The organism is Yinghuangia seranimata (assembly GCF_029953285.1).
GTDB lineage: Bacteria > Actinomycetota > Actinomycetes > Streptomycetales > Streptomycetaceae > Yinghuangia > Yinghuangia seranimata.
The window spans coordinates 1-26,191 of record NZ_JASAOI010000016.1 but is presented as its reverse complement, the minus strand read 5'-3'; the positions used below and the strand labels follow the sequence as shown (position 1 = coordinate 26,191).

The window sequence follows — 26,191 nt, the reverse complement described above, 5'->3', positions numbered from 1 at the left end:
AAGCCTCTTGATGTCAAGACAAACGCCCGCGGGCGGGGTACTATCTTGATGTCAAGATAAATCGGCCCGCCGCGGGAGGCGTCATGTGGGACCCCGACCAGTACCTGCGCTACGCGGACGAGCGCACCCGCCCGTTCCACGAACTCCTCGCCCGCGTTCCCACCGAGCGCCCCCGCCGCGTCGTCGACCTCGGCTGCGGCCCCGGCAACGCGACCGCGGAACTCGCCGCGCGCTGGCCCGACGCGCACATCACCGGCCTCGACAACGACCCCGCGATGATCGCCGCCACCGTCGAGTACGCGCGGCCCGGCCGGCTCGACTTCCGGCTCGCCGACATCGGCGCGTGGCGCCCCGAGGAGTCGTACGACGTCGTCGTCACCAACGCCGCCCTCCAGTGGGTCCCCGGCCACCTCGACCGGCTGCCCCGGTGGGCCGACGCGCTGACCACCGGCGGCGCGCTCGCCCTCCAGGTGCCCGGCAACCACGCCGACGCCACCCACGTCCTGCTGCGCGAACTCGCCGAGTCCGCGCGCTGGAAGGAGCGGCTGGACGGGGTCGTGCTCAACCGCGGCGTCCCCGACGTCGACGTCTACCTCGACGCGCTCGCCCGGCCCGGCTTCACCGTCGACGCCTGGGAGACCAGCTACCGGCACGTCCTGAGCGGGGTCGACCCGGTGCTCAACTGGGTGAAGGGCACCGCGCTGCGGCCCGTGCTCGCCGCACTCGACGCCGCCGGACAGGCCGAGTTCACGGCGGAGTACGGCGCACTGCTGCGCGACGCCTATCCGGCCCGGTCGTACGGCACGGTGCTGCGCTTCCGGCGGCTGTTCGCCGTCGCGGTCCGCACACCGTGAGCCCGACGTCCGCCACCCTCGCCGCCCAGGAGCCCGCCCGCATGCTGCACGCCATCGACCACGTCCAGCTCGCCGTCCCGACCGGCAGCGAGGACCTGCTGCGCGCCTTCTACACCGGCCCGTTCGGGATGACCGAGATCCCCAAGCCGCCGGTGCTCGCGGCGCGCGGCGGCTGCTGGTTCGCGTCCGGCGCGGTGCAGCTGCACCTCGGCGCCGAGCCGGACTTCCGGCCGTCCGCGAAGGCGCACCCGGCGTTCGTCGTGGAGGACCTCGACGGGTTCGCCGAGCGGCTGGCGGCGGCCGGCGCGCCGGTCCGGTGGAGCGACGAGATCCCCGGTGTGCGGCGCTTCCACACCGAGGACCCGGTCGGCAACCGCCTGGAACTGATGGCCCGTCAGGAAGCTTGACCGGCACGGTAATCCGATACCCGGCACCGCTCGCGAACCGGCAGGATGGCGTGATGGACCGCATCCTCAACGCCGCCAGGTCACTGCGCGGCCTCGCCCTCGGAGACTCGTTCGGACAACGCTGGTTCTTCCGCCGCGGCGCGGAACGAACCGACAGCCTCTCGCGCCGCCGCACCCCCGAAGAGACCCCGTGGAACTGGACGGACGACACCGCGATGGCGCTGTCCGTCCTGCGGATCCTGCACCTGCACGGCCACATCGACCAGGACGCCCTGGCCGACCACTTCGCCGCGACCTACGTCGGCGACCCGTCGCGCGGCTACGGCCCGTCGATGCACGGCGTGCTCCGCGCCGTCCACGCGGGCGCGGACTGGCGCGACGTCACCACGGCGGTCTTCGACGGCCAGGGCTCGTGGGGCAACGGCTCCGCGATGCGGGTCGCGCCGCTCGGCGCGTGGTTCGCGGACGACCTCGACCTCGTCGCCGAGCAGGCGGCGCTCAGCGCCGAGGCCAGCCACGCGCACCCCGAGGCGATCGCGGGCGCGGTGGCCGTCGCGGTCGCGGCCGCGCTCATGACGGCCGGCCAGGACGACGACGCGATGGCGCCCGAGGCGTTCCTCACGGCGGTGGCCGACCGCACCCCGTTCAGCGAGGTCCGCGGCGGCCTGCGGACCGCCGCCGGCATCGCGGAGGCGACGTCGTGGCGGCACGCCGCCGAGGTGCTCGGCACCGGGCACCGCATCTCGTGCCCCGACACCGTGCCGTTCGCGCTGTGGACCGCCGCCCAGGAGCCCGACGACCTCACCGAGGCGCTCTGGCTGACCGCCAACGGGCTCGGCGACGTCGACACCACGTGCGCCATCACCGGCGGCGTGGTCGCGGCCCGCACCGGCACCGGCGGCGTCCCCGGGCACTGGCTCGCCGCGACCGAGCCGGTCCCGGACTGGGTGGCCACCGGCAGCCTGGCCTGAGCCGGCCGGCCCCGGGCTCGGACCTGTCGTGCTTGCGGCGGGTGACCAGGCGCGGGCTCTGCTCGAGCCCGGACAGGCCGTTCCACGCGAGGTTGACCAGGTGCGCGGCCACCTCGGACTTGGCGGGGGAGCGGACGTCCAGCCACCACTGGCCGGTCAGCGCCACCATGCCCACCAGCATCTGCGCGTACATCGGCGCGAACTTCGGGTCGTACCCGCGGGACGCGAACTCCAGCCCGAGGATGTGCTCGACCTGTGAGGCGATGTCGCTGATCAGCGAGGCGAAGGTGCCGGTCGACTGGGCGACCGGTGAATCCCGCACCAGGATCTGGAAGCCGTCGGTCGAGTGCTCGATGTAGTCGAGCAGCCCGAAGGCCGCCTGCTCCAGAAGTTCACGCGGATGGCCGCCCGTGAGAGCGCTGGTCACCCCGTCCAGGAGGATCCGCATCTCACGGTCGACGACGACCGCGTAGAGCCCCTCCTTGCCGCCGAAGTGCTCGTAGACCACCGGCTTGGAGACGCCTGCCTTGGCGGCGATCTCCTCGACACTCGTCGCGTCGAACCCGCGTTCAGCGAACAGGGTCCGACCGATGTCGATGAGCTGCTCGCGCCGCTCCTTGCCGGTCATACGAACACGACCGCCGCCGCGCGCGGCCCCGCCGCGTCTGCTGGTCTCGGTCATCGCTCCATCATGCCGCGCGCCGCGACTCGATTCGCGCGCGGTCCGGCCAACGCACGTCCCATACCCAGCCGAGCTGCTCCATCCAGCGGATCGTGCGCGCGCTGGAGTCGAGCTGGCCGCGCAGGACGCCGTGGCGCGCCGCGGTCTGGTCGGCGTGGTGCAGGTTGTGCCACGACTCGCCCATCGACGGGATGGCGAGCCACCACACGTTGCCGGACTTGTCGCGGGAGCGGAACGGCTGGTTGCCCACCGCGTGGCAGATCGAGTTGATCGACCAGGTGACGTGGTGCAGCAGCGCGACGCGCACCAGTCCGGCCCAGAAGAACGCGGTCAGCGCGCCGTGCCACGACCACGTGGCGAGCCCGCCGACCAGCGCGGGGGCCAGCAGCGAGACGGCGACCCAGAACGGGAACTGCCGCGAGACCCGGACCAGGTCCCGGTCTTTGAGCAGGTCGGGCGCGTACTTGTTCTGGTCGGTCTGCTCGGTGTCGAACAGCCAGCCCATGTGCGCCCACCACATGCCCTTGGCGAGCGAGCGGACGCCCGAGCCGTACTTCCACGGCGAGTGCGGGTCGCCCTCCTGGTCGGAGAACTTGTGGTGCTTGCGGTGGTCGGCGACCCAGCGCACCAGCGGCCCCTGCACCGCCATGTTCCCGGCGATGCCGAGCGCGACGCGTACGCCGCGGTTGGCCTTGAACGAGCCGTGCGTGAAATAGCGGTGGAAGCCGATGGTGATGCCGTGCCCCGTGATCGCGTACATGACGACGGCGAGGACGACGTCGAGCCACGAAAGGCCCCATCCCCACATCACGGGGACGGCGGCGACCAGCGCCACGAACGGGATTCCGATGAAGAGGGCGAGCGCGAACTGCTCGGCCCAGTGCTTGCGTTCCCCGCCGAGCGTGCCCTTTATGGGGGCCGGCGTCGGGGTCTCGGTATCGAGTACGGCGGTGCCGGACGACGGTGTCATGAGGTTCCCTCGCGCGTCGGAGACGGGGGCGTAGCCGGGTATACGGTCGCGTAACCTACGGGTCCGTAGGTTGGGGTCAGTATGGCATCCGATTCGCGGAATGTGAGGACTCCGTGCGTCAACCCGTTTTTCCGGCACGCGCTCACGCCCTTTATGGCGCGGCATGCGAGGGGGCGGGACTGGCATAGTAGGAGCCGACGAAAGCGGGCTTCCCGAACGTGTGTTCCGGGCGGTCCGGCCGTCCGGTCCGCTGTGGTGTAATCGGCAGCACTGGGGTCTTTGGAACCCTATGTCCAGGTTCGAGTCCTGGCAGCGGAGCCCTTCAGGGCGGGGGCGACCCCGCCCGACTTCACCGGTATCCTCGACTGTGTCCGGTCTTCACGCCGTGCGCCGACCTCGTTCATCCGTCGGCCGCCGCGTCGCCATCGGACGGTCCCCCCGCAAGCAGAGCCGAGGAGCCACCCGCGTGAGCCCCGTCCGCCCCGCTGCCGTCGTCGTTCTCGCTGCGGGTGAGGGCACCCGCATGAAGTCGGCGACCACGCCCAAGGTGCTGCACACCCTCGCCGGACGCAGCCTGGTCGGCCATGTCGTCGAAGCGTCCCGCCGACTCGACCCGCAGGAGCTCGTGGTCGTCGTCGGCCACGGCCGCGACCAGGTGACGGCACACCTCTCCGAGCTCGACCCGGCCGCGGTCACGGTCGTCCAGGAGCAGCAGAACGGGACCGGGCACGCCGTCCGGGTCGCCGTCGACGCGCTGGCCGAGCAGGGCCGCGAGCCTTCCGGCACGGTCGTCGTCGTGTGCGGTGACACCCCGCTGCTGACCACCGCGACGCTCGCCGCGCTGGTCGACACCCACCAGGCCGAGGGCAACGCGGTCACCGTGCTGTCCGCGGTGGTCCCGGACCCGACCGGCTACGGCCGCATCGTCCGGGTCATCGGCGACAACACCGTCCAGCAGATCGTCGAGCACAAGGACGCCTCTGAGGCGCAGCGCGCGATCGCCGAGATCAACTCCGGCGTGTACGCGTTCGACGGCAAGCTGCTGCGTGAGGCGCTCGGCGGCCTGACCACCGACAACAGCCAGGGCGAGGAGTACCTCACCGACACCCTGACGCTGCTGCGCGAGGCCGGTCACCGGGTCGCGGCGGTCGCCGCCGGGGACCACCGCGAGATCCTCGGGATCAACGACCGCGTGCAACTCGCCGAGGCGCGTCGCCTGTTCAACGAGCGCACGCTCGAGGCCTGGATGCGCGCCGGTGTCACGGTCGTCGACCCGGCGACCACCTGGGTCGACGTCGACGTGACGCTGGAGCCCGACGCGGTGCTGCTGCCCAACACCCAGCTGCACGGCCGTACGTCGGTCGCGGCGGGGGCCGAGGTCGGCCCGAACTGCACGCTGCGTGACACCCGCGTCGAGGCCGGCGCCCTGGTGAACAACGCCACGTGCGAGGGCGCGGTGATCGGTCCCAAGGCCACCGTCGGCCCGTACACCTACCTGCGCCCGGGCACCGTGCTGGCCGCGCGCGCCAAGGCCGGCGGCTTCGTCGAGATGAAGAACGCGCAGGTCGGCGAGGGGTCCAAGGTCCCGCACCTGTCCTACGTCGGCGACGCGACCATCGGTGAGGGCGCCAATATCGGTGCCGCTACGATTTTCGTGAATTACGACGGGGTGGCCAAACACCACACGACGGTGGGCGACCATGTACGTGTGGGAAGCGATTCGATGCTGGTCGCGCCGGTCACCATTGGTGACGGAGCGTACACGGCGGCCGGGTCGGTGATCACCGAAGACGTCCCCCACGGTGCGATGGCGGTGGCGCGTGGGCGCCAGCGCAACATCACCGGATGGGTGACCCGGCGGCGGGCGGGCTCGCCCGCGGCCGAGGCCGCGGCGGCCGCCGAGCGCCGCACGGCGCAGCAGGGCGCGGCCGGGGACGTGCAGGAGACGGCAGGGCCGACCGCCGGCCAGGTCGAGGCGAGCAACAAGGAGACGGATCAGTGACCGGGATCAAACTGGCGCCCGAGCGCAAGCTCATGCTCTTCACCGGCCGGGCGCACCCCGCACTGGCGCAGGAAGTGGCCTCCGAGCTCGGTGCCGCGCTGGTTCCCACCAGGGCGTTCGACTTCGCGAACGGTGAGATCTACGTCCGCTTCGAGGAGTCCGTACGTGGCTCCGACGCGTTCGTGATCCAGAGCCACACCGCTCCGATCAACAACTGGATCATGGAGCAGCTGATCATGATCGACGCGCTGAAGCGGGCCTCCGCCAAGCGCATCACCGTGATCATCCCGTTCTACGGCTACGCCCGGCAGGACAAGAAGCACCGCGGCCGCGAGCCGATCTCGGCGCGCCTGATGGCCGACCTGTTCAAGACCGCGGGCGCCGACCGCCTCATGTGCGTCGACCTGCACACGTCGCAGATCCAGGGCTTCTTCGACGGCCCGGTCGACCACCTGTTCGCGCTGCCGCTGCTCGCCGACCACGTGGGCAAGCGCGTCGACCGCGACCGCCTGACCGTCGTGTCGCCGGACGCCGGCCGCGTGCGCGTCGCCGACCAGTGGACCGACCGCCTCGGCGCGCCGCTGGCGATCATCCACAAGCGCCGCGACCCGAACGTCGCCAACGAGGTCTCGGTCCACGAGGTCGTCGGTGACGTCGAGGGCCGCACCTGCGTGCTGGTCGACGACATGATCGACACCGGCGGCACGATCTGCGCGGCCGCCGAGGCGCTGTTCGCGAACGGCGCGGCCGACGTCATCGTCGCCGCGACCCACGCCGTGCTGTCCGGCCCGGCCGTGGACCGCCTGAAGAACTCGCGCATCAGCGAGGTCATCGTGACCAACTCGCTGCCGATCCCGAACGAGCGCCGGTTCGACAAGCTGACCGAGCTCTCGATCGCCCCGATGGTCGCCCGCGCGATCACCGAGGTCTTCGAGGACGGCTCCGTCACGAGCCTCTTCGAGGGCCACAGCTGATCCGCGGAAACCGCTGATCGCCCGCTGTACAGCGGAACTTCGGACGCCGTTCGGCCCACTGGGCCGAACGGCGTCCGGCTGTTCGGGGGTACCCGATTTCAGGCTCACCGGATGTTGTGGGTAGGCTTACGGGGTTGCCCGGCGAGGGATGCGAGATCAGCTCCGTGATCGACGCGGTAGCTGACGGCTTGCACGCTCCTCTCGGGCGCAAGGGAACCCGGTGCCACTCGGGCACCACGGGATCCGATCGAGTTCGTCCGCTCCCCAGCGTCGCTCCGGTCGGGCCTCATCCACGGGGATCCCACCCCGCACATTCGCCACCGCGTCGCTTTTCGAGGAGTACCCGTCGTGTCCGAGGTCCGTATCGCCGCCGAGTCGCGTTCCGAGTTCGGCAAGGGTGCCGCGCGCCGGGCCCGCCGCGAGGGCAAGGTTCCCGCCGTCCTTTACGGCCACGGCACCGCCCCGGTCCACCTGTCGCTGCCGGGCCACGACCTGATGCTCGCGCTCAAGACGCCGAACGTCCTCCTGTCGCTCGAGGTCGACGGCAAGAAGGAGCTCGCGCTTCCCAAGGACGTGCAGCGCCACCCGATCAAGCGCCACCTCGAGCACGTCGACCTGATCCTGGTCAAGCGCGGCGAGAAGGTCGTCGTCGAGGTCCCGGTCGTCGCGACCGGCACCGTCGCGCCGGGCGGCCTGCTCGAGACCGTCCTGGTCGCGCTGCCGGTCGAGGCCGAGGCCACCCACCTCCCCGAGGCCATCGAGGTCTCGGTCGAGGGCCTGGAGGCCGGTCACGCCATCCGCGCGGAGGAGATCGCGTTGCCCGCCGGCTCGACCCTCGCGGTCGACGGCGACACGATCGTCCTGAACGTCCTGGTTCCGGCCGCCGAGGAGGCCGCTGAGGCCGCCGAGGAAGGCGCCGAGGCCGAGGCCGCGGAGACCGAGGCCGCCGAGGCCTGAGCCTCGCGCTTCACGCAGAACCCCCACTCCGAAGCACCTCCGAAGACGGGGACAAACGCATCATGGTGACGTCGCAGGCCCACGCCACCGCGGACGACAACGGTCCGTGGCTGGTCGTGGGCCTCGGCAATCCCGGACCCGAGTACGCCGGCAACCGGCACAACATCGGGTTCCTCGTCGCCGACCTGCTCGCGGAGCGGGTCGGCGGCAGGTTCAAGACGCACAAGTCGCGCGCCCAGGTCGTCGAGGGCCGGCTGGCCGGGCGGCGTGTCGTGCTGGCCAAGCCGATGTCGTACATGAACCTGTCCGGCGGACCGGTCACCGCGCTGCGGGACTTCTACAAGGTGCCGCTGGAGCGCATCGTCGTCGTGCACGACGAACTGGACATCGACTTCGCGGTGCTGCGCCTCAAGCGCGGCGGCGGCGACAACGGCCACAACGGGCTCAAGTCGATCACCAAGTCGCTCGGCCCGGACTACCACCGGGTGCGGTTCGGCATCGGTCGCCCGCCCGGCCGCATGGACGTCGCGGCGTTCGTGCTCAAGGACTTCTCGGCCACCGAGCGCAAGGGCCTCGACTTCGAGGTCGACCGCGCCGCCGACGCCGTCGAGGCGCTCGTGTCGCAGGGCCTCGAACGCGCGCAGAGCGCCTACAACTCCTGACCTCGGGCGTACGTCCCGTCCGACCTCAGGCCCACGTCCCGTCGTCCCGCACCCGGGCCGGCGCCCGGCCCAGGATCAGCGTGGTCAGCGCGTCGTCCACCGACCCGCCCAGGAACCACTCCCCGGTGTGGTCGATCGCGAACACCCGCCCGCCCGGATCGACCGCCAGGTGCCCGGCGCCGCCGTCCTCCTCGCCCAGCGGGCACAGGTGCGTCCCGATGCTGCGGCCCACGTCGGCCAGCGTCCGCGGCAGGTGCAGGCCGGAGCGCGGGTCCAGGGAGAACGGCCGGCGCGCGACCGCCGCCCCCGGACCCTCCACGGCGATCCGCAGCCCGCCGAACTCCGTCCACGCCTCGAGCGCGGCCGGGAACACCGTGTGCCGGTGGCCGTCGGGCGAGACGTGGTCGGCGATCTCCTTGGCCCAGGCCTCGGCCTGCGCGAGCCGCTTGCGGCCGACCGTCCAGCCCGCGCGCCCCAGTTCGTACACCACCTCGGTGGAGAAACGCGACACGCTCAGCCCTCCGTCGCGGTGACGCCGAAGTGCGTGAACAGCGCGGCGCACGACCGGCACGGCGGCTGGTAGCCGCCGTCCGCCGGGTCGCCCTCCTCGCGGATGCGCCGCACCGTCACCCGCGCGCCCTTGAGCGCGCGCCGCGCGTCGGCCAGCGTGAACACCTTCTTGGCGGTCCGGCCCTTGCGCGCCGCCTCGGTCTCGACGAGGTGCGCCGACAGCAGCGCGACCTCGGGGCAGCGGCCGTCCCAGCGTTCGCGCTGCTCCGGCGCGAGCGCGGCCAGCGCCTCGCGTACCAGCGGATGCGCGGGGGGTACCGCGTCGCCCTTGGCGCCCGCCAGCGTGCGGACCTGCTTTCCGACGAACAGCGCCGCGGCGACCGCGGGAAGGATGCTGTCCCGAGGTACGCGCGCCGTGATCAGTTCGGGATGCGTCGTGGTCTCCTGCGGTTCCCGGCTCAGGGTCGGGTGGGGCGGGGGCACGGTGCGCCGGCCTTTCTGTTCTTCCGGTCGATACGGCTTGTCTGTACTGCCTTGGGTTCGTGAGGCGTTCATCTGTGTGTCACAGGGTGCCAAACCCAGGGGACAGCCACCGAACCAGGGTCACCGTAAGTGATCGTCTTCACAGCCGCAGCAGGTGTTTCAGGCCGCGTGCGAGGTGCTCGGGATGCGCGGGCGCAACACGTGCGACCTGCGCGCCTCGACCCGATATTTCTGCGGTTGGGCAGTCTCAGCGCGTTCCGGGCGCTAGCGTCGGGGAGGCGATGCGTGGTGGGCACGCACAGAGCCCGGGGTGGGGGGTCCATGCCGGGGCGTGCCGCGCCGTGCCGCGCCGTGGCCGCGGGCACCGCGGGTGGGGAGGCGCAGGCCGCTGGGCCTGCGTCAGGGGCTGCCGAGGAGTTGACGCTTCGTCATGTCGTCAGTGGGTATCGCGGTGGTCGGCGCCGGGTACTGGGGGCCGAATCTGATACGGAACGCGCAGGCCACGCCGGGCCTGCGGGTCGAGGCGCTGTGCGACCTCGACGAGGAGCGCGCGCGGGCGGTGCTGGGCGACTACAGCACGGTCCGGGTGAGCACGTCGTACGACGAACTGCTGAACGACCCCGCGGTGGAGGCGATCGCCATCGCGACGCCCGCCGCGACGCACTTCGAACTCGTGCGCGCCGCACTGGAGTCCGGCCGCCACGTGCTCGTCGAGAAGCCCATCACGGCGACCCGCGCGGACGCCGTCAAGCTCGTCGAACTGGCCGAACGCAACGGCCTCACGCTGATGTGCGACCACACGTTCTGCTACATGCCGGTGGTCCGCACCATCCGCGACATGCTGCACGGCGGCGAGTTGGGCGACATCCAGTTCATCGACTCGGTGCGCATCAACCTCGGGCTCGTCCAGCCCGACGTGGACGTGCTGTGGGACCTCGCGCCGCACGACCTGTCGATCCTCGACTTCATCCTGCCGCCCGGCGTGCACCCGATCTCGGTCGCGGCGCACGGCGCCGACCCGATCGGCACCGGGCGCGCGTGCGTCGCCTACCTGACGCTGCGCCTCAACACCGGCGCGATCGCGCACGTGCACGTCAACTGGCTGTCGCCGACGAAGGTCCGCACGACCATCATCGGCGGCTCGCGGCGCACGCTGGTGTGGGACGACATGAACCCGGCGGCCCGGCTGCACATCCACGACAAGGGCATCGACCTCGCGCAGGACGCCGCGCTGGGGCGCGAGGCGCGGCACGCCAAGCTCGTGTCCTACCGCACCGGCGACGTCGTCTCGCCGGCGCTGCCGCAGACCGAGGCGCTGCGCGGCGTCATGGCCGAGTTCGCCTCGGCGATCAGGGAGTCCCGGCCCGCGCTGACCGACGGTCGCGCGGGACTGCGGGTGTTGGAGATGTTGGAGGCGGCGTCGCGCAGCCTGGAGGCCGGCGGCATCGCGGTGCCGGTCGGCCCCGGGGTGCCGGCGGCGCGGAGCGTTCCCGGGCGAGAGGGCTGAACGAGCATGGCTGACCTGCCGATCGAGGCGACTGCGACCTCCGGGGGCTCCCCCGCCGTTGCGCTGGCCGGCACCAGGTGCCTGGTCACCGGCGGCGCGGGGACCATCGGCTCGACGATCGTCGACCAACTCCTCGACGCGGGCGCGCGCGAGGTCGTGGTGCTCGACGACCTGACCCGCGGACGCCGCGAGAACCTCGCGTACGCGCTCGACCCCGCGCGGGGCGACCGCTGCCGGCTGGTCGAGGGCGACATCCGCGACCGGGCGCTGCTCGCCGAGCTGATGCCCGGCACGGACGTGGTGTTCCACCTCGCGGCGATCCGCATCACGCAGTGCGTCGAGGACCCGCGGCTGGCCCTGGAGGTGCTGGTCGACGGCACGTTCGACGTGCTGGAGGCGGCGCAGCGCGCGGGGGTGCGCAAGGTCGTGGCGTCGTCGTCGGCGTCGGTGTACGGGCTCGCCGAGGAGTTCCCGACCACCGAGAAGCACCACCCGTACGACAACGACACCATCTACGGCGCCGCCAAGCTGTTCAACGAGGGCCTGCTGCGCAGCTTCAAGGCGATGTACGGGCTGGACTACGTCGCGCTGCGCTACTTCAACGTGTACGGCCCGCGGATGGACATCCACGGCCTGTACACCGAGGTCCTGATCCGGTGGATGGAGCGGATCAGCAAGGGCGAGCCGCCGCTGATCTTCGGCGACGGCCTGCAGACCATGGACTTCGTCTACACGGCCGACATCGCGCGCGCCAACCTGCTGGCGGCGGCCGCGCCGGTCAGCGGCGAGGTCTACAACATCGCGTGCGGCGTCGAGACGTCGCTCAAGGAGCTCGCCGAGCGGCTGCTCGTCGCGATGGGGAGCGAACTGGGCGTCGAGCACGGCCCGGAGCGCGCGGTCAACGGGGTGACGCGGCGGCTCGCCGACACCTCGAAGGCCGAGCGGGAGCTGGGTTTCACGGCGTCGGTCGGCCTGGACGAGGGGCTGCGTCGACTGGTCGCCTGGTGGTCCGACAGCAAGTAGGCGCGTCCGACGCGGAGCGGGCGGTGGTCACGGCGGGAACCGTCGGCCGCCGTTCGCCGTCGTCAACCGCCGTCAGGCACAAGGCACATCAACGTGGGGGCACATGTGTGGGGGGTTCGGTGAGCGAGCGTATACCGGTCATGAAGCCGTGGTTCGGCCCTGAGGAGGCCGAGGCGGCGGCGGAGGCCGTCGCGTCGGGGTGGGTGGCCCAGGGGCCGCGGGTGGCCGCCTTCGAGCGGGCGTTCGCGGAACGGCTGGGGGTGGCCGACGCGGTCGCGGTCTCGTCGTGCACGACGGCGCTGCACCTGGCGCTGATCGCGGCCGGGGTGGGGCCGGGCGACGAGGTGGTCGTCCCGTCGCTGTCGTTCATCGCGACGGCGAACGCGGTGCGGTACGTCGGCGCGCGGCCGGTGTTCGCCGACGTCGACCTGGCGTCGGGCAACCTGACGGTGGAGACGGTGGACGCGGTGCGGACCGCCGCCACGCGCGCCGTGATCCTGGTCGACCAGGGCGGTGTCCCGGCCGACCTGGACGCGATGCGCGGGCTGTGCGACCCGCTGGGCATCGTGGTGGTCGAGGACGCGGCGTGCGCGGCGGGTTCGACGCTGCGCGGCCGTCCGGCGGGTGCGGGCGCGTCGTTCGCGACGTACTCGTTCCATCCGCGCAAGCTGCTGACCACCGGCGAGGGCGGCATGGTCACGGTGGACCGGGCGGACGTCGGCGCGCGGCTGCGCCGGCTGCGCGAGCACGGCATGAGCGTGAGCGCGGCGGACCGGGACGCGGCGGACCGCGGGGGAGCGGCGCCGGTCCTGGAGACGTACGACGAACTCGGCTTCAACTACCGGATGACCGACGTCCAGGCCGCCATCGGGTTGGTGCAGCTCGGCCGCCTGGACGCGATGGTCGCCAAGCGCCGCGGCTTCGCGGAGCGCTACCGCAAGGCGCTGTCCGGGCTGCCGGGCGCGCGCCTGGTCGAGGACCCCGCGTTCGGCGAGTCGAACTTCCAGGCCTGCTGGCTGCTGCTCGACGAGGACTTCCCGGTCGCGCGGGACGAACTGCTGGGCCGCATGTCGGCGGCCGGTATCTCGGGGCGGCGCGGCATCATGGCCGCCCACCTGGAGCCCGCGTACGCGGACGTCGCGCACGTCCCGCTGCCCAACACCGAGCGGCTGACCAGGGATTCGCTGATCCTGCCGCTGTTCCACCAGATGACCGAGGAGCAGCACGACCGGGTCGTCGGGGCGTTGTACGCCGCGGCCGGCCTGACGGTGCCGGAGCCCGCGGGGGTGCTGTCGTGACGGCGGATCAGGCGAACGTCCCTCTGGTCGACCTGCTCGCGGGCCACGCCGAGGTGGCGGCCGAGGTCGAGGCGGGCTTCGCGCGCGTGCTCTCCTCCGGTGCGTTCATCAAGGGGCCCGACGTCGCGGCCTTCGAGAGCGAGTTCGCGGAGTTCAGCGGGGTCGCGCACTGCGTGGGCGTGGCGAACGGCACGGACGCGCTGGAGCTGATGCTCCGCGCCGACGAACTGCCGGAAGGCGCCGGGGTGGTGATGCCGGCGAACACCTTCGTCGCGTCCGCCGAGGCGGTCGTGCGGGCGGGCGGCACCCCGGTGTTCGCCGACGTCGACGACGAGCACCTGCTGCTGGACCCGGCCGCGGCGGCCGGCGCGGTCACCGACGGCGTCTGGGGGCTGCTGCCGGTGCACCTCAACGGCCAGCTCGCCCCGATGGCGCCGCTGATGGAGCTCGCCGCATCCACCGGTGCACGGCTGTTCGAGGACGCCGCGCAGTGCCAGGGCGCGACGCAGGACGGACGCGGCGCGGGCTCGTGGGGACGTGCGGCGGGCACCAGCTTCTACCCCGGGAAGAACCTCGGTGCGTACGGCGACGCCGGCGCGGTGCTCACCGGGGACGCCGACCTCGACCGGATCGTCCGCGAGTTGGGCGACCACGGGTCGTCGCGCAAATACGTCCACGACCGGCTCGGCTTCAACTCCCGGCTCGACACGCTCCAGGCCGTCGTGCTGCGCGCCAAGCTCGCGCGGCTCGCGGGCTGGAACGAGGCCCGCCGGGAGGCCGCGGCGCGGTACGACGCGCTGCTGGCGGACGTCGAGGGCGTGCGGCTGCCGCGCACCGCGCCCGGCAACGTCCACGTGTGGCACCTGTACGCGGTCCGGGTCGCCCGGCGCGACGCCGTCCTCGCCGACCTCAACGCGGCCGGGATCGGCGCGGGCGTGCACTACCCCGTCCCGGTGCACCTCCAGCCCGCGTTCCGCGCGCTCGGGCACGCGCCGGGCGACTTCCCGGTCGCCGAGCGCGCCGCAGCCGAGATCCTGACGCTGCCGCTCTACCCGCAGATCACCGAGGAGCAGCAGGTGCGCGTCGTCGAGGCGCTCGCCAAGGCGCTGCGGAACCAGGACGCCGCATGACCGGGCGCTCACTTCCGCCCGGCGCGCGGATCCGCGCGCTGGGGCACGCCGGCTACGAGGTCGCGCACGCGGGCGTGCGCCTGCTGATCGACCCGTGGTTCCACCCGGCGTTCCTCGGAGCGTGGTTCCCGTTCCCGGACAACCGCGCGCTGCTCCAGGGCGTCACCACGGCACGTTATGACCTGCTGTACCTGTCGCACGAGCACGAGGACCACTTCGACGAGCGGGTCCTGGCCCAGCTCGACAGCGACAACATCACGGTCGTCATACCCGACTACCGGTCCAGGTCGATGGTCAAGCGGCTCCACGCGCTCGGTTTCCGGAACCTCGTCCAGCTCGGGCACAAGGAGCGCTACGAGGCCGCCGACGGGTTCGTGCTGACGATGCTGCTGGACACGTCGCACAAGGAGGACAGCGGACTAATCGTCGACCTCGGGGACTTCCGGTTCCTCGATCTCAACGACTGCAACACGCCGCTGTCCGAACTGCCCGGCGACGTCGACCTGTTGTCGGCGCAGTTCTCGGGCGCGATGTGGTATCCGAACTGCTACGCGTACCCGGACGAGGTGCAGCGGCGCAAGACGGCCGAGGTGCGGGGCGACCTGTTCGACACCCTGGTGCGCAAGGTGCGGCTGACCGGCGCGTCGACGTACCTGCCGGCCGCGGGCCCGCCGTGCTTCCTCGACCCGGAGCTGGACCGCTTCAACGACCGCTCCTCGACGATCTTCCCGGTGTGGGACGACGTGGCCGAGGACTTCGCGGCGGCCTGCCCCGGCGTCGCCACGGTCTGCCTGGAACCGGGGGACACCCTCGGCGAGTTGGGCGTGTTCCCGCCCAACACGCCCGACCGGGGCCGGTGGCGGACCGAGCCGGAGGCCTACCTTGCGGCGTACCGGGACCGCCGCGAGGCGGAGTGGCAGGCGTACCACGACGAGCCGTTCGAACCGGTCGGCGCGGTCGAGCTGGACGCCTACTTCTCGAAGCTGATCAGCTTCAACAAGCGCTTCCTCGCCGACTACCAGCGCGATGTGCGGCTCGTCGCGGACGGCACGACCTGGGCGGTGCGGCTCGGCCGGGTGGGTGGCGCCCTGGAGGAGGACCCGGTCGACGCCGGGTACACCATCCACGTCCCGCCGCGGGCGCTGCGCGCCATCGTCGACGGGAAGATCGGCTGGGAGGAGGCGCTGCTCTCGCTGCGTCTGAGCCTGCACCGAGACCCCGACGTGTTCGACCTGACCCTGATGAGCCTGCTGCGCTACGGCAACCATCCGGCCCAGACCATGCAGATGGTCCGGGAGCGCGCCGAGGCCGCGAGCGGCGAGACGATCGAGCGCTGCGGCTACGCCTTCCAGCGGTTCTGCCCGCACGCGGGCGAGGACCTGGCGCTCGCCGACATCGACGGCGAGGGCGTCCTGGAATGCCCGCGCCACCACTGGAAGTGGGACCTCGCGACAGGCGAGTGCGTCTCCGGCGGCACCGTCCCGCTCCGGGTCGAGCCGGCCGGTCGGACCGACCCGTCGGAACCCGTGCGCTGACGGGTCGGCCGGAAAAGGCGTGGGGGGGGGGGGGCTGCCCCGCCCCCCCCCCCCCCCGCCTCGTCCGCCCGAACTCGTCAGCCCCCCCTTGACCGCCGCCCCGGGGCGGCCGGGCGCCGCGCCGCGGCGGCGGGGGGGCCGCCCCCCCCCCCCCCCCCCCCCCCCCCCCCGCGTCGTCAGCCGTACGTCGTCAGCCCCACGTTCAGCCCTGCGCCGGGCCCGTGCCGGACGCCCGCAGCGCGGCGAGCGCGGCGAGCAGATCGGCGGTGCGCACGCCGAGGGTGGTCTTCACCGACTTCACGACCGTGTTCGCGGGGACGGGCGGGCCGTCCCCCTGCGCGACCTCGTGGACGCGCAGCACGCCGTCGCCCGTCAGCACCTCTACCCAGCCCTCGCCGGAGCGGTCGACGAGCACCACGCGGCCCGGGACGCGGCCGGTGTAGCGCGGGGCGTCGGGGGACGGTTCGGCCCGCAGGATCCGGAGCGGCTCCAGGCCGAGGTGGGTGAAGGCGCCCGGGTACGGCGGGGTCAGCGAGCGTACGAGCCGGTCGGTGTCCGCCGTCGGGGCCGACCAGTCGATCTCGCCGTCCTCCGGCAGGCGCGTGCAGCCGTAGGTGGCCTGGCCGTGGTCCTGCGGGTCGCCCTCGTCGCCGGTCAGGCGGCGCAGGACGGCGTCGGCGAGGACCGCCCGCTGCCGGGCGTTCAGCCGGTCGTACAGGTCGGTGACGGTGTCGCGCGGCCCGATCGGCACCGGCTCCTGGTGGAGGATCCCGCCCGCGTCGAGCCCCGGCGCCATGGTGTGCACGGTGATCGCGGTCTCGGTGTCGCCGTTGATGATCGCCCAGTTGACGTTGGCCCGGCCGCGCCCGCGCGGCAGCGGCGAGTAGTGCACGTTGACGAACGGGCAGCGGGCCAGCAGGCGGTCGGGCAGGATTCGGTCGTACGACGACACCACCACCGCGTCCGGCGCCAGCCGTTCCACCACCGCCTCGATGTCGGCGACGCGCGTGCCCGGTTCGACCGGGATGCCGAGCTTGGCGGCGCGCGCCGTCGTGTCGTCGTCGCCGGGCCGGATCAGCGCGACCACCTCGCACCGATCGGCGAGCGCGTCGAGTGCGTCGAGTGTGGTCGGGCCGATGCCGACCAGCACGACGCGCGCCCGCGGCACGGGGCCGACCTCAGCTGAGCTCATCGAGGTACTCCTTGTCCTCGTCCGACCGCAACTCCGGCCTGGTCAGCAGGATCTGAGCGACCTTCAGGCCGCCGGCCTGGAGTCGCACGATCGGTTCGGGGCCGACCGCCGACGGCAGGATCGCCATGTGCCCCGGCTTCGGGCCGACCGGCGGCCAGAACGGCACGCCGTATGCGGTCAGCGCCTCCCGGTCGACGTCGCCCCACACCTGGACGACCACGGCCCCCGGCCACCGGTCGGCGATCCGCCGCGCCTCGGCGGGGCCGACGACCGGCTTGGCGCCGGGCCGCAGCGCGATCAGCACCGCGTCGACGTCCTCCGGCGTGTTCACCCGGTCGAGCGAGCCCGCGCAGTGCACGCGCGCGCCGGCGCGCACCAGGCCGTCGACGATCTCCGGCTCGAACGGGTTGTCGCACAGCACAACGCAGTTGGCGCCGTAGACCGCGATGCCGCAGTCCGACATCAGCCGCCCCACCATCGCCCGGTGGTGCTCGAACACGCCGATCAGGTCGTGGTGTTCGTTGGTGCCGGCGAACGCGATCCCGCGCGCCCGCAGCGCCGCCAGGTCCACGTCGTCCCGGCCGAGCCCGACCTCCCACGCCTCGAACATCAGCGGCACCACCGCGGTCGGCTTCAGCCGTGCCACGAACGCCGCGTCGATCGGCCGCAGATGGCCGCTGTTCGTCACGATGTCCGCCGCCTCGACGTGCTCGGGCAGCAGCTCGGTGACGATGTCGATCGGGTGCCGCGTCCCGGCGAACAGCCCGACCATGCCGGTCAGGAACGACACCTCCTCCGCCGTCCCGTAGCGCGTGTCCCGCGTGAACGCGATCACCCGCGCCCCCGCGAGCGACGCCAGCACCGGCGTCACCGCATACGCCCCGGTCGCGGCCTCCGTCAGCACCGTCCGCCCGGTCAGGTCGAGCTTCAGATCGGCCACCGCCCGCAACGCGAGCCTGGCCAGCCGCTCCGGTGCGAACCCGGGCAGCGTCGTTCCAGTGGTACCCGATTCCCCCGTCGTGGGCCTCGGGCCGGGCCCTTCGGTCACAACACCTCCACGTTGTCCGCGCGTCCGAGCGCGCGCCGGCAGTCCAGGATGTAGGCGGCGTGCGTGCGGACCAGTTCCAGGTCCAGGTCGTCGTGGTCGACCACGAGGACCACGGCGTCGGCGGCCGCGACCGCTTCGGCGGTCAGGTCGGCGCGCAGGAGGCGTGAGTCGACGCGTTGGGCGAGGTCCACGTGCGGGTCCACGGCGGTGACCTCGGCGCCCAGGTCGAGGAGCAGCCGGGCGATGCGGGTCGAGGGCGACTCGCGTGCGTCGCCGGTGTTCTTCTTGTAGGCCAGGCCCAGCAGCAGGACGCGCGAGCCGTTGACGGAGCGCTTGCGGGCGTTGAACGCGGCGGTGAGGCGGCGGACGACGTAGTCCGGCATGTGGTTGTTGACGTCGTTGGCGAGCTCGACGAACCGGAAGCTCTGGCCGAGCGCGCGCTGCACCCGCCAGGAGAGGTAGGACGGGTCGATCGGCAGGCAGTGGCCGCCGACGCCGGGGCCCGGGGTGAAGCGCAGGAAGCCGAACGGCTTGGTGGAGCAGGCGTCGATGGCCTCCCACACGTCGATGCCGAGGTCGTGCGCGAACATCGCGACCTCGTTGACGAGCGCGATGTTGACGTGCCGGAAGGTGTTCTCGATCAGCTTGACCAGCTCGGCCTCCTTGGGCGAGCCGACCGGCACGGTGCGTTCGACGAGCGAGCCGTAGAAGCCGTCGACGAGCGCGAGCGACGCGTCGTCTATGCCGGAGACCACCTTCGGGGTGTTGACCAGGTTCCAGGTGGGGTTGCCCGGGTCGATGCGCTCGGGGCTGTAGCCGAGGTGGAAGTCGCGGCCCGCGGCCAGGCCGGAGCCCTCCTCCAGGATCGGGCCCACCAGCTCCTCGGTGGTGCCCGGGTAGGTCGTCGACTCGAGGACGACCGTCGCGCCCGGGCGCAGGTAGCGCGACAGGGTGCGTGCGCAGTCCTCGATGTACGTCAGGTCCGGGACGCCTTCGCGCAGCGGCGTCGGAACCGTGATCACCGCTATGTCGAACCCGCCGAGGTCGCGCGGTTCGGCGGTCGGTTTGTAGCGGCCGGCGTCCAGGATCTCCCGGACCTGTGCGGCCGGGATGTCCTCGACGTACGACTCGCCCGCGGCGAGCTGCTTGACCCGGCGCTCGTCGGTGTCGTACCCGACCACGTCGTGCCCGACCTGCGCGGCGCGCACCGCGAGCGGCAGCCCCACGTACCCCTGGCCGGCGATGACCACTCTCATGCCCATGACCCGTTCCCCTCCCCAAGAACCAGCCTGTGTCGGTGGGCCGACGCGCTTCGGCGCGGTCAGCCCGGCTTGGCGGCGACCCACGAGCAGGTCAGCCCGCCCCGCCGCTCGCGGCGCCGCACCGCGTCCGGGAACAGCCCGGCGAGTTCGGCGGGCCGCGCCTCTTCGGACCGCACCCAGTAGCGCGGCGCGAGGCCGCGGACCGTGCGGGCGAGCGCGCCGCGCGCGCCGGGCGGGGTCGCGTCCAGCAGGCCGTCGCAGACCGCCAGGTCGTACGCCGTGCCCTCGTCGCCCGGCGACCCGAACGCGGCCGGCTCGCCGACCGCGACGGCCAGCCAGCCGAGCACCCGCTGCGGTTTGGCGTCCGCCCGTACGACCTCGACGCGGGCCGGCCGGACCGGCGCGTGCAGCCAGAACTCCGGCGTCCCGCCGAGGTCGACGACGGCGAGCCGTTCGATGTCGGGGAACGCCTCGCGGAACAACTCCCACCTGCGGGCCCGCGTGGCGGCGTCGAACTGCGCGGCGACGGCGCCCGCCGCCCCGCCCACGACCGCGCGCAGATCGCGCATGGGAATCCCCATCCCCCCACCGAGCCCGACCGCTCCGACGGCCACCCCCGGCCGCAGGTGTCAGGCTATGCGAACGAGGCACCTGTGGGGCGGGTTTCCGGAGGGATCACAGGGTTTGCCCGCTGACCGCCGGAACGCGCCGCGCGGCCGCACCGCAGGCGCGCCGCGGCGGCAGAATCACCGGCATGACAGACGTGCGCATGATCCGACCGGGCGAGGGCGAGCGGCTGCGCGGCACCGCCGGGTCGTCGTACACCGTGCATCTCTCGGGCGAACAGACGGGCGGGGCCCTGGCGGTCGTGGAGTACGCCTTCCCGCCGGGCGCGATCGGCGCGGCACCGCACATCCACCGTGGGCACGCCGAGCACTTCCACATCCTGGAGGGCGACGTGACGTTCGACCTCGCCGACGGCGAGACCACCGTCGGCGCGGGCGGCACCGTCTCCGTCCCGATCGGCACGGCGCACGGCTTCCGCAACACCTCGGACGCGTGGGCCCGTTGCCTGTTCCTCCTGACCCCGGCCGGCTACGAGGGCTACTTCCGCGACATCCACCGCGCCCTCGAAGCGGGCGAGCCCCTCGCCCCGGACCGGCTCGCCGCCCTGCGCGCCGCGTACGCCACCGAGACGCTGTAGCCGTTCCGCGAACGCGAAAGCGGCGGCCGCCCAGGGGGTCCGGGGCGGCCGCCGCTCGTCAGCGGGTCGGGGAGGGCGTCAGCCCTGCCAGACCAGGGACTGGATCTCGCTGTACGCGTGGAGCGCGTACGAACCGCAGTCGCGGCCGACGCCGGACTTCTTGAAGCCGCCGAACGGCGCCTCCATGTTGCGGCCGACGGTGTTGATGCTGACGCCGCCGGAGCGGATGCGGCGCGCGACGCGGAAGGCGCGCTCCACGTCGCCGGAGAAGACGTAGCTGATCAGGCCGTAGTCGGAGTCGTTGGCGATCTTGACGCCCTCCTCCTCGTCGTCGAACGGGATGACCGTGACGACCGGGCCGAAGAACTCCTCGCGCGCGATGCTCATCGTGTTCGTCGCCTCGGTGAAGAGCGTCGGCGCGACGAAGAAGCCCTTGTCGAGGTCGGGGCGGTCGCCGCCGACCACGCAGTGCGCGCCCTCGGCCTTGCCCTTGGCGATGAGCTCCTCGACGCGGCCGCGCTGCACGGCGGAGATGACGGGGCCGACCACGACGCCTTCGTCGGCCGGGTTGCCGACCTTGAGCGCGCGGGCGTACTGCTCCAGGCCCGCGACGAGCTGCTGGTAGACGCCGCGCTGCACGATGACGCGGGTCGGCGCGGTGCAGATCTGGCCGGAGTAGAAGCTCCACACGGTGCCGATGCCGGCCACCGCCGCGGCGACGTCGGCGTCGTCGAAGACCACGCAGGCGCCCTTGCCGCCGAGCTCCATGAGCTGGCGCTTCATGCCGCGGCCCGCGACCTCGGCGATCTTCTGGCCGACGAACGTCGAGCCGGTGAAGCTGACCATGTCGACGAACGGCGAGTCGACGGTCGCCTCGCCCACGTCGGGCGCCGAGCCGGTGACGATGTTGAGGACGCCCTTGGGCAGCCCGGCCTCCTCCAGCGCGGCGGCCATCCGGTACACCGCCAGCGGGTCCTGCGGCGCCGGCTTCACGACGCAGGTGTTGCCCATGGCGAGCGCCGGGGCGATCTTGCCCGCGGTGTTGGCGAGCGGGTTGTTGTACGACGTGATGCAGGTGACGACGCCGACCGGCTGGCGCACCTCCAGGGCGCCGAACACGCCCGCCTTGCTGAGCGCGGTCGCCGGGGTGACCTGCGGGTTGATGGCGAACTCGGTGGGCTCGAGGGCGCCCTTGGCGTACCGCTTGAAGCGCGCGTACGCGGTGCCGACGTGCATCATCATCGCGGTCTGCGAGGTCGCGCCGGACTCGGCGGCGGCGAGGACGTGCAGGTCGCCGCCCTTCCACAGCAGGTCGGCGGCCCGGTCGAGGATCGCCGAGCGCTGCTCGGGGGTGGTCCGGGACCACGTCTCGAAGGCCTGGGAGGCGGCCTCGGCGGCGGCGTGCGCCTGCTCGACCGACGCCTCGGGCGCCAGGCCGACGACCTCTTCGGTGGCCGGGTTGATGACCTCGTAGTGGCCGCGGTCGGGCTCGACCCACTCGCCGCCAATGAAGAGCTTCTGCGCCTCGCCGCTCATCTGTGTGTCGTCTCCCTCGCCCTGTACGCCCGGTGACACCCAGTGCCCACCGGCATCGTCAGATGTGACTCTGAGTAATCCGACGCGCCGTCAGATTTCTCCGGCTCTCATTTGATCCCCTACGCCGTGCGTTGCCAAGAGGCAAGTGCGGAAGGGGCTAGCGGCGATCGTCACACCTGGAGATTCCGGCGCGACACCGCCACCCGGCACGAGCGCCGCGCGTTGCGTAGTCTGGAGGAGACCCCGGTCCTTCTCAGGCCGGGGCGTTCCGCGTTGCCCGCGCGCCGCCCGTCCGGAGGATCCGCGCATCTCATGAGCCTTGACCGTCTGCTCGATGTCGTCGTCACCGATCCCGCCGTCGCCGAGGCCGTCGCGGCCGCCGACCACGGCGGGCGCCCGCACCTGGACGTGGTGGGGCCTCCCGCGCTGCGCCCGTTCCTGATCGCCGCGGTCGCCGCGCGCGCCGGCCGCCCCGTCCTCGCCGTCACCGCCACCGGCCGGGAGAGCGAGGACCTGGTCAGCGCGCTCGGCTCGCTGCTGCCGCCCGACTCGGTGGTGGAGTTCCCGGCGTGGGAGACGCTGCCCCACGAGCGCCTGTCGCCGCGCTCCGACACCGTCGGCCGCCGCCTGGCGGTGCTGCGCCGCCTCGCCCACCCCGGGGCCCCGGACACCGTCGGCGGCCCCGTCAAGGTGGTCGTGGCGCCCGTACGCAGCGTGCTGCAGCCGCAGGTCAAGGGCCTCGGCGACCTCGTGCCGGTGAGCCTGACCGCGGGCGCCGAGGCCGAGCTGGACACCGTCGTCGAACGCCTGGCCGCGGCCGCGTACGCGCGCGTGGACCTCGTGGAGAAGCGCGGCGAGTTCGCCGTGCGCGGCGGCATCCTGGACGTCTTCCCGCCGACCGAGGAGCACCCGCTCCGCGTCGAGTTCTGGGGCGACCAGGTCGAGGAGATCCGCTACTTCAAGGTCGCCGACCAGCGCTCCCTGGAGGTCGCCGAGGACGGCCTGTGGGCGCCCCCGTGCCGCGAGCTCCTGCTCACCCCCGAGGTGCGCGAGCGGGCCGCCGAGCTGCTGGCCGACCACCCGAGCCTCGCCGACATGCTCGGGAAGATCAGCGAGGGGATCGCGGTCGAGGGCATGGAGTCGCTGGCGCCCGCGCTCGTGGACGACATGGAGCTGCTGCTCGACGTCCTCCCGGCCGGCAGCCACATCCTGGTCTGCGACCCCGAGCGGGTCCGCACGCGGGCCGCGGACCTGGTGGCGACCAGCCAGGAGTTCCTGGAGGCGTCGTGGGCGGCCGCCGCGGGCGGCGGGGAGAGCCCGATCGACCTGGGCGCGGCGTCGCTGCGCGGGCTGGCGGACGTCCGCGAGCACGCCCGCGAGATCGGCGTCCCGTGGTGGACGACCAGCCCGTTCGCCGCCGACCTGGAGCTGGACGTCCGGCTCGAGGCGGACACCGCGGTCATCGCCGCGCAGGCCGTCGAGTCGTACCGCGGCGACTCCGCGCGCGTGCTCGCCGACGTGAAGGGCCGGCTCGCCGACGACTGGCGGGTCGTGTTCGTCACCGAGGGCCACGGGCCCGCGCAGCGGTACGTCGAACAGCTGTCCGGAGAGGGCGTCACCGCGCGCCTGGACGCCGACCTGGCGGAGCTCCCGGAGACCGGCCTCGTCCACGTCACCACCGGCCGCATCGAACACGGGTTCAGTTCCGAGGGCCTCAAGCTGCTGGTGCTCACCGAGACAGACGTCTCCGGCCAGCGCAGCTCCACCAAGGACATGCGCAGGCTGCCCAGCCGGCGCCGCAACGTCGTCGACCCGCTGCAGCTTAAGACCGGCGACTTCGTCGTCCACGAGCAGCACGGCGTCGGCCGCTACATCGAGATGGTGCAGCGCACCGTCGGCGGCGCGCAGCGCGAGTACCTGGTCGTCGAGTACGCGCCCGCCAAGCGCGGCCAGCCCGGCGACCGGCTCTTCGTACCGACCGACCAGCTCGAACAGGTCACGAAGTACGTCGGCGGCGAGGCGCCCTCGCTGCACCGGCTCGGCGGCGCGGACTGGCAGAAGACCAAGTCCCGCGCCAAGAAGGCGGTCAAGCAGATCGCCGGCGAGCTGATCCAGCTCTACTCGGCGCGCATGGCCGCGCCCGGGCACGCGTTCGGCGCGGACACGCCGTGGCAGCGCGAGCTGGAGGACGCCTTCCCGTACGCCGAGACGCCCGACCAGCTCTCGTCGATCGACGAGGTCAAGGCGGACATGGAGAAGACGGTCCCGATGGACCGGCTCATCTGCGGCGACGTCGGCTACGGCAAGACCGAGATCGCGGTGCGCGCCGCGTTCAAGGCGGTGCAGGACGGCAAGCAGGTCGCCGTCCTCGTCCCGACCACGCTGCTGGTGCAACAGCACTACTCGACCTTCACCGAGCGCTACGCGCAGTTCCCGGTCAACGTGCGCGCGCTGTCCCGCTTCCAGACCGACGGCGAGGCCAAGGCGACGCTGGAGGGCCTGGCCGAGGGCAGCGTCGACCTGGTCATCGGCACGCACCGGCTGTTCTCCTCTGAGACCAGGTTCAAGGACCTCGGCCTGGTCATCGTCGACGAGGAGCAGCGCTTCGGCGTCGAGCACAAGGAGCAGCTGAAGAAGCTCCGCGCGAACGTCGACGTGCTGACGATGTCCGCCACGCCGATCCCGCGCACGCTGGAGATGGCGGTCACCGGCATCCGTGAGATGTCGACGATCACCACGCCGCCGGAGGAGCGGCACCCGGTGCTCACCTTCGTGGGCCCGTACGACGACAAGCAGATCGCCGCCGCCGTGCGCCGCGAACTGCTGCGCGAGGGACAGGTCTTCTATATCCACAACCGCGTCGAGTCGATCGACAAGGCGGCTGCGAAGATCCGCGAGATGGTGCCGGAGGCGCGCGTCGCGACGGCGCACGGGCAGATGAACGAGCACACCCTGGAGAAGGTGGTCGTCGACTTCTGGGAGAAGGAGTTCGACGTCCTGGTGTGCACCACGATCGTCGAGTCCGGCATCGACATCTCCAACGCCAACACGCTCATCGTCGAACGCGCCGACAACTTCGGCCTGTCGCAGCTGCACCAGCTGCGCGGCCGGGTCGGCCGCGGCCGCGAGCGGGCGTACGCGTACTTCCTGTACCCGCCGGAGAAGCCGCTCACCGAGACCGCGCACGAGCGGCTGGCGACCATCGCGCAGCACACCGAGATGGGCGCGGGCATGTTCGTCGCCATGAAGGACCTGGAGATCCGCGGCGCGGGCAACCTGCTCGGCGGCGAGCAGTCCGGCCACATCCAGGGCGTCGGCTTCGACCTGTACGTGCGGCTGGTCGGCGAGGCCGTCGCCGAGTACAAGGGCGACCAGGCCGAGGAGGTCCCCGAGGTCAAGGTCGAGCTGCCGGTCGACGCGCACATCCCGCACGACTACGTGCCGGGCGAGCGGCTGCGGCTCGAGGCGTACAAGCGGATCGCCGCGATCACGTGCGAGGACGACATCGCCGCGGTGCGCGAGGAGCTGACCGACCGCTACGGCCCGCTGCCGGTGCCGGTCGAGAACCTGCTCGAGGTCGCCCGGTTCCGCGCCCACGTGCGCAAGGCGGGGCTGTCGGACGTCACGCTGCAGGGCAACTTCGTCCGCTTCGGCCCGGTCGATCTGCGCGAGTCGCAGCAGCTGCGGCTCCAGCGGCTTTACCCGAAGACCCTGGTGAAATCGGCGGTCCACCAGATCCTCGTCCCCAAGCCGATGACGGCCCGCATCGGCGGCCAGCCGCTCCGCGACACGGCCCTCCTCGACTGGGCACGGGACCTGGTCGACGCCGTCATCCTGGAACCCATCGCGGCCGCCAGGTAGCCGGCGGACCCGGCCCGTGCGGGCGCGGGGCGCGGCGGGGGGCCCCCCCGGGGGGGGGGGCCCCCCCCCCCCCGGGGGGCCGGGGGGGGGGGTTCCCGCGCGGCCCCCGCGGCGCGCCCGCGT

The 26,191-nt window shown here is 72.6% G+C and carries 22 protein-coding genes, 1 tRNA gene and 1 pseudogene; 15 read left to right on the top strand and 9 right to left on the bottom strand.

Going from position 1 to position 26,191, the window contains the following annotated elements; genetic code table 11:
* The first annotated feature begins 83 nt into the window (after nt 1–83).
* From QI554_RS11400 to QI554_RS11390, 3 genes are read left to right on the top strand one after another with little or no spacing between them, the layout of a single operon-like run.
* Entirely contained in the window at nt 84–854 is a 771-nt protein-coding gene (locus QI554_RS11400; protein WP_281468811.1) for a trans-aconitate 2-methyltransferase, read from the top strand.
* A 41-nt stretch (nt 855–895) separates the two neighbouring features.
* Entirely contained in the window at nt 896–1,261 is a 366-nt protein-coding gene (locus tag QI554_RS11395; RefSeq protein ID WP_281468852.1) for a VOC family protein, read from the top strand.
* Nucleotides 1,262–1,314: 53 nt separating this feature from the next.
* Nucleotides 1,315–2,232, top strand: coding sequence for an ADP-ribosylglycohydrolase family protein (locus tag QI554_RS11390; RefSeq protein ID WP_281468809.1), 918 nt, complete (start codon nt 1,315–1,317; stop codon nt 2,230–2,232).
* Nucleotides 2,233–2,263: 31 nt separating this feature from the next.
* On the opposite strand, the pseudogene QI554_RS11385 reads toward QI554_RS11390, so the two are convergent.
* A pseudogene (locus QI554_RS11385) lies at nt 2,264–2,914 on the bottom strand (TetR family transcriptional regulator); the annotation flags it as partial.
* 7 nt (nt 2,915–2,921) lie between these two features.
* A complete protein-coding gene (locus tag QI554_RS11380) occupies nt 2,922–3,884 on the bottom strand; it encodes an acyl-CoA desaturase (RefSeq protein WP_281468808.1) in 963 nt (320 codons plus the stop codon).
* Between the two features lie 246 nt (nt 3,885–4,130).
* On the opposite strand from QI554_RS11380, the gene QI554_RS11375 reads away from it, so the two are divergent.
* The 5 genes from QI554_RS11375 (at nt 4,131) to pth (ending at nt 8,479) form a co-directional block, all read left to right on the top strand.
* A tRNA-Gln gene (locus QI554_RS11375) sits at nt 4,131–4,202 on the top strand.
* A 148-nt stretch (nt 4,203–4,350) separates the two neighbouring features.
* Nucleotides 4,351–5,886 carry a bifunctional UDP-N-acetylglucosamine diphosphorylase/glucosamine-1-phosphate N-acetyltransferase GlmU gene (gene glmU / locus QI554_RS11370; protein WP_281468806.1) on the top strand — a complete coding sequence of 512 codons (1,536 nt, stop codon included), beginning with the start codon at nt 4,351–4,353 and terminating at the stop codon, nt 5,884–5,886.
* The gene (locus QI554_RS11365) at nt 5,883–6,860 is read left to right on the top strand and encodes a ribose-phosphate diphosphokinase (RefSeq protein WP_281468805.1); all 978 of its coding nucleotides are present in this window, start codon (nt 5,883–5,885) and stop codon (nt 6,858–6,860) included. Before glmU ends, QI554_RS11365 begins: the two co-directional genes overlap by 4 nt.
* 348 nt (nt 6,861–7,208) lie before the next feature.
* Nucleotides 7,209–7,817: a 50S ribosomal protein L25/general stress protein Ctc gene (locus QI554_RS11360; protein WP_281468803.1), complete on the top strand. Its 609-nt coding sequence runs from the start codon at nt 7,209–7,211 to the stop codon at nt 7,815–7,817.
* Between the two features lie 62 nt (nt 7,818–7,879).
* The gene (gene pth / locus QI554_RS11355; protein WP_281468801.1) at nt 7,880–8,479 is read left to right on the top strand and encodes an aminoacyl-tRNA hydrolase; all 600 of its coding nucleotides are present in this window, start codon (nt 7,880–7,882) and stop codon (nt 8,477–8,479) included.
* 25 nt (nt 8,480–8,504) lie between these two features.
* Here the strand turns inward: pth and QI554_RS11350 are convergent, their stop codons facing one another.
* A complete protein-coding gene (locus QI554_RS11350; RefSeq protein ID WP_281468799.1) occupies nt 8,505–8,990 on the bottom strand; it encodes an SUKH-3 domain-containing protein in 486 nt (161 codons plus the stop codon).
* 2 nt (nt 8,991–8,992) lie between these two features.
* Complete coding sequence (locus tag QI554_RS11345; RefSeq protein WP_281468797.1) at nt 8,993–9,472, bottom strand: YwqJ-related putative deaminase; 480 nt, start codon at nt 9,470–9,472, stop codon at nt 8,993–8,995.
* Between the two features lie 430 nt (nt 9,473–9,902).
* On the opposite strand from QI554_RS11345, the gene QI554_RS11340 reads away from it, so the two are divergent.
* From QI554_RS11340 to QI554_RS11320, 5 genes are all read left to right on the top strand, one after another.
* Nucleotides 9,903–10,979, top strand: coding sequence for a Gfo/Idh/MocA family protein (locus QI554_RS11340; protein ID WP_281468795.1), 1,077 nt, complete (start codon nt 9,903–9,905; stop codon nt 10,977–10,979).
* A gap of 6 nt (nt 10,980–10,985) precedes the next feature.
* Nucleotides 10,986–12,002 (top strand): NAD-dependent epimerase/dehydratase family protein, encoded by a 1,017-nt coding sequence (locus QI554_RS11335; protein ID WP_281468793.1) that lies wholly within the window; start codon nt 10,986–10,988, stop codon nt 12,000–12,002.
* A 119-nt stretch (nt 12,003–12,121) separates the two neighbouring features.
* Nucleotides 12,122–13,300: a DegT/DnrJ/EryC1/StrS family aminotransferase gene (locus QI554_RS11330; RefSeq protein ID WP_281468791.1), complete on the top strand. Its 1,179-nt coding sequence runs from the start codon at nt 12,122–12,124 to the stop codon at nt 13,298–13,300.
* Complete coding sequence (locus tag QI554_RS11325) at nt 13,297–14,430, top strand: DegT/DnrJ/EryC1/StrS family aminotransferase (RefSeq protein WP_281468789.1); 1,134 nt, start codon at nt 13,297–13,299, stop codon at nt 14,428–14,430. The genes QI554_RS11330 and QI554_RS11325 overlap by 4 nt, the downstream gene beginning before the upstream one ends.
* Nucleotides 14,427–15,965, top strand: a complete 1,539-nt coding sequence (locus QI554_RS11320; RefSeq protein WP_281468787.1) for a Rieske 2Fe-2S domain-containing protein — start codon at nt 14,427–14,429, stop codon at nt 15,963–15,965. The genes QI554_RS11325 and QI554_RS11320 overlap by 4 nt, the downstream gene beginning before the upstream one ends.
* Before the next feature lie 202 nt (nt 15,966–16,167).
* Here QI554_RS11320 and QI554_RS11315 read toward each other — a convergent pair whose 3' ends face one another.
* The 4 genes from QI554_RS11315 to QI554_RS11300 form a co-directional block, all read right to left on the bottom strand.
* Nucleotides 16,168–17,157 carry a methionyl-tRNA formyltransferase gene (locus tag QI554_RS11315; protein ID WP_281468785.1) on the bottom strand — a complete coding sequence of 330 codons (990 nt, stop codon included), beginning with the start codon at nt 17,155–17,157 and terminating at the stop codon, nt 16,168–16,170.
* Nucleotides 17,144–18,205, bottom strand: a complete 1,062-nt coding sequence (locus QI554_RS11310) for an MDR/zinc-dependent alcohol dehydrogenase-like family protein (RefSeq protein ID WP_281468783.1) — start codon at nt 18,203–18,205, stop codon at nt 17,144–17,146. The genes QI554_RS11315 and QI554_RS11310 overlap by 14 nt, the downstream gene beginning before the upstream one ends.
* Nucleotides 18,202–19,461: a nucleotide sugar dehydrogenase gene (locus QI554_RS11305; RefSeq protein WP_281468850.1), complete on the bottom strand. Its 1,260-nt coding sequence runs from the start codon at nt 19,459–19,461 to the stop codon at nt 18,202–18,204. The genes QI554_RS11310 and QI554_RS11305 overlap by 4 nt, the downstream gene beginning before the upstream one ends.
* A 65-nt stretch (nt 19,462–19,526) precedes the next feature.
* Nucleotides 19,527–20,036, bottom strand: a complete 510-nt coding sequence (locus tag QI554_RS11300; RefSeq protein ID WP_281468781.1) for a hypothetical protein — start codon at nt 20,034–20,036, stop codon at nt 19,527–19,529.
* A gap of 185 nt (nt 20,037–20,221) precedes the next feature.
* Between QI554_RS11300 and QI554_RS11295 the strand changes: the two genes are divergently transcribed.
* Complete coding sequence (locus QI554_RS11295) at nt 20,222–20,671, top strand: cupin domain-containing protein (protein ID WP_281468779.1); 450 nt, start codon at nt 20,222–20,224, stop codon at nt 20,669–20,671.
* Between the two features lie 78 nt (nt 20,672–20,749).
* Here QI554_RS11295 and QI554_RS11290 read toward each other — a convergent pair whose 3' ends face one another.
* Nucleotides 20,750–22,207 (bottom strand): aldehyde dehydrogenase family protein, encoded by a 1,458-nt coding sequence (locus QI554_RS11290; protein WP_281468777.1) that lies wholly within the window; start codon nt 22,205–22,207, stop codon nt 20,750–20,752.
* 312 nt (nt 22,208–22,519) lie between these two features.
* Between QI554_RS11290 and mfd the strand changes: the two genes are divergently transcribed.
* The gene (mfd, locus tag QI554_RS11285; protein WP_281468776.1) at nt 22,520–26,068 is read left to right on the top strand and encodes a transcription-repair coupling factor; all 3,549 of its coding nucleotides are present in this window, start codon (nt 22,520–22,522) and stop codon (nt 26,066–26,068) included.
* The last annotated feature ends 123 nt before the right edge of the window (nt 26,069–26,191 follow it).

Coding starts and splice junctions, on each gene's coding strand:
- QI554_RS11380 (WP_281468808.1), bottom strand. CDS start 3,884: ATGACACCGTCGTCCGGCACCGCCGTACTCGATACCGAGACCCCGACG.
- QI554_RS11395 (WP_281468852.1), top strand. CDS start 896: ATGCTGCACGCCATCGACCACGTCCAGCTCGCCGTCCCGACCGGCAGC.
- QI554_RS11390 (WP_281468809.1), top strand. CDS start 1,315: ATGGACCGCATCCTCAACGCCGCCAGGTCACTGCGCGGCCTCGCCCTC.
- QI554_RS11400 (WP_281468811.1), top strand. CDS start 84: ATGTGGGACCCCGACCAGTACCTGCGCTACGCGGACGAGCGCACCCGC.
- QI554_RS11320 (WP_281468787.1), top strand. CDS start 14,427: ATGACCGGGCGCTCACTTCCGCCCGGCGCGCGGATCCGCGCGCTGGGG.
- pth (WP_281468801.1), top strand. CDS start 7,880: ATGGTGACGTCGCAGGCCCACGCCACCGCGGACGACAACGGTCCGTGG.
- QI554_RS11340 (WP_281468795.1), top strand. CDS start 9,903: ATGTCGTCAGTGGGTATCGCGGTGGTCGGCGCCGGGTACTGGGGGCCG.
- mfd (WP_281468776.1), top strand. CDS start 22,520: ATGAGCCTTGACCGTCTGCTCGATGTCGTCGTCACCGATCCCGCCGTC.
- QI554_RS11290 (WP_281468777.1), bottom strand. CDS start 22,207: ATGAGCGGCGAGGCGCAGAAGCTCTTCATTGGCGGCGAGTGGGTCGAG.
- QI554_RS11300 (WP_281468781.1), bottom strand. CDS start 20,036: ATGCGCGATCTGCGCGCGGTCGTGGGCGGGGCGGCGGGCGCCGTCGCC.
- QI554_RS11305 (WP_281468850.1), bottom strand. CDS start 19,461: ATGAGAGTGGTCATCGCCGGCCAGGGGTACGTGGGGCTGCCGCTCGCG.
- QI554_RS11315 (WP_281468785.1), bottom strand. CDS start 17,157: ATGAGCTCAGCTGAGGTCGGCCCCGTGCCGCGGGCGCGCGTCGTGCTG.
- QI554_RS11295 (WP_281468779.1), top strand. CDS start 20,222: ATGACAGACGTGCGCATGATCCGACCGGGCGAGGGCGAGCGGCTGCGC.
- QI554_RS11335 (WP_281468793.1), top strand. CDS start 10,986: ATGGCTGACCTGCCGATCGAGGCGACTGCGACCTCCGGGGGCTCCCCC.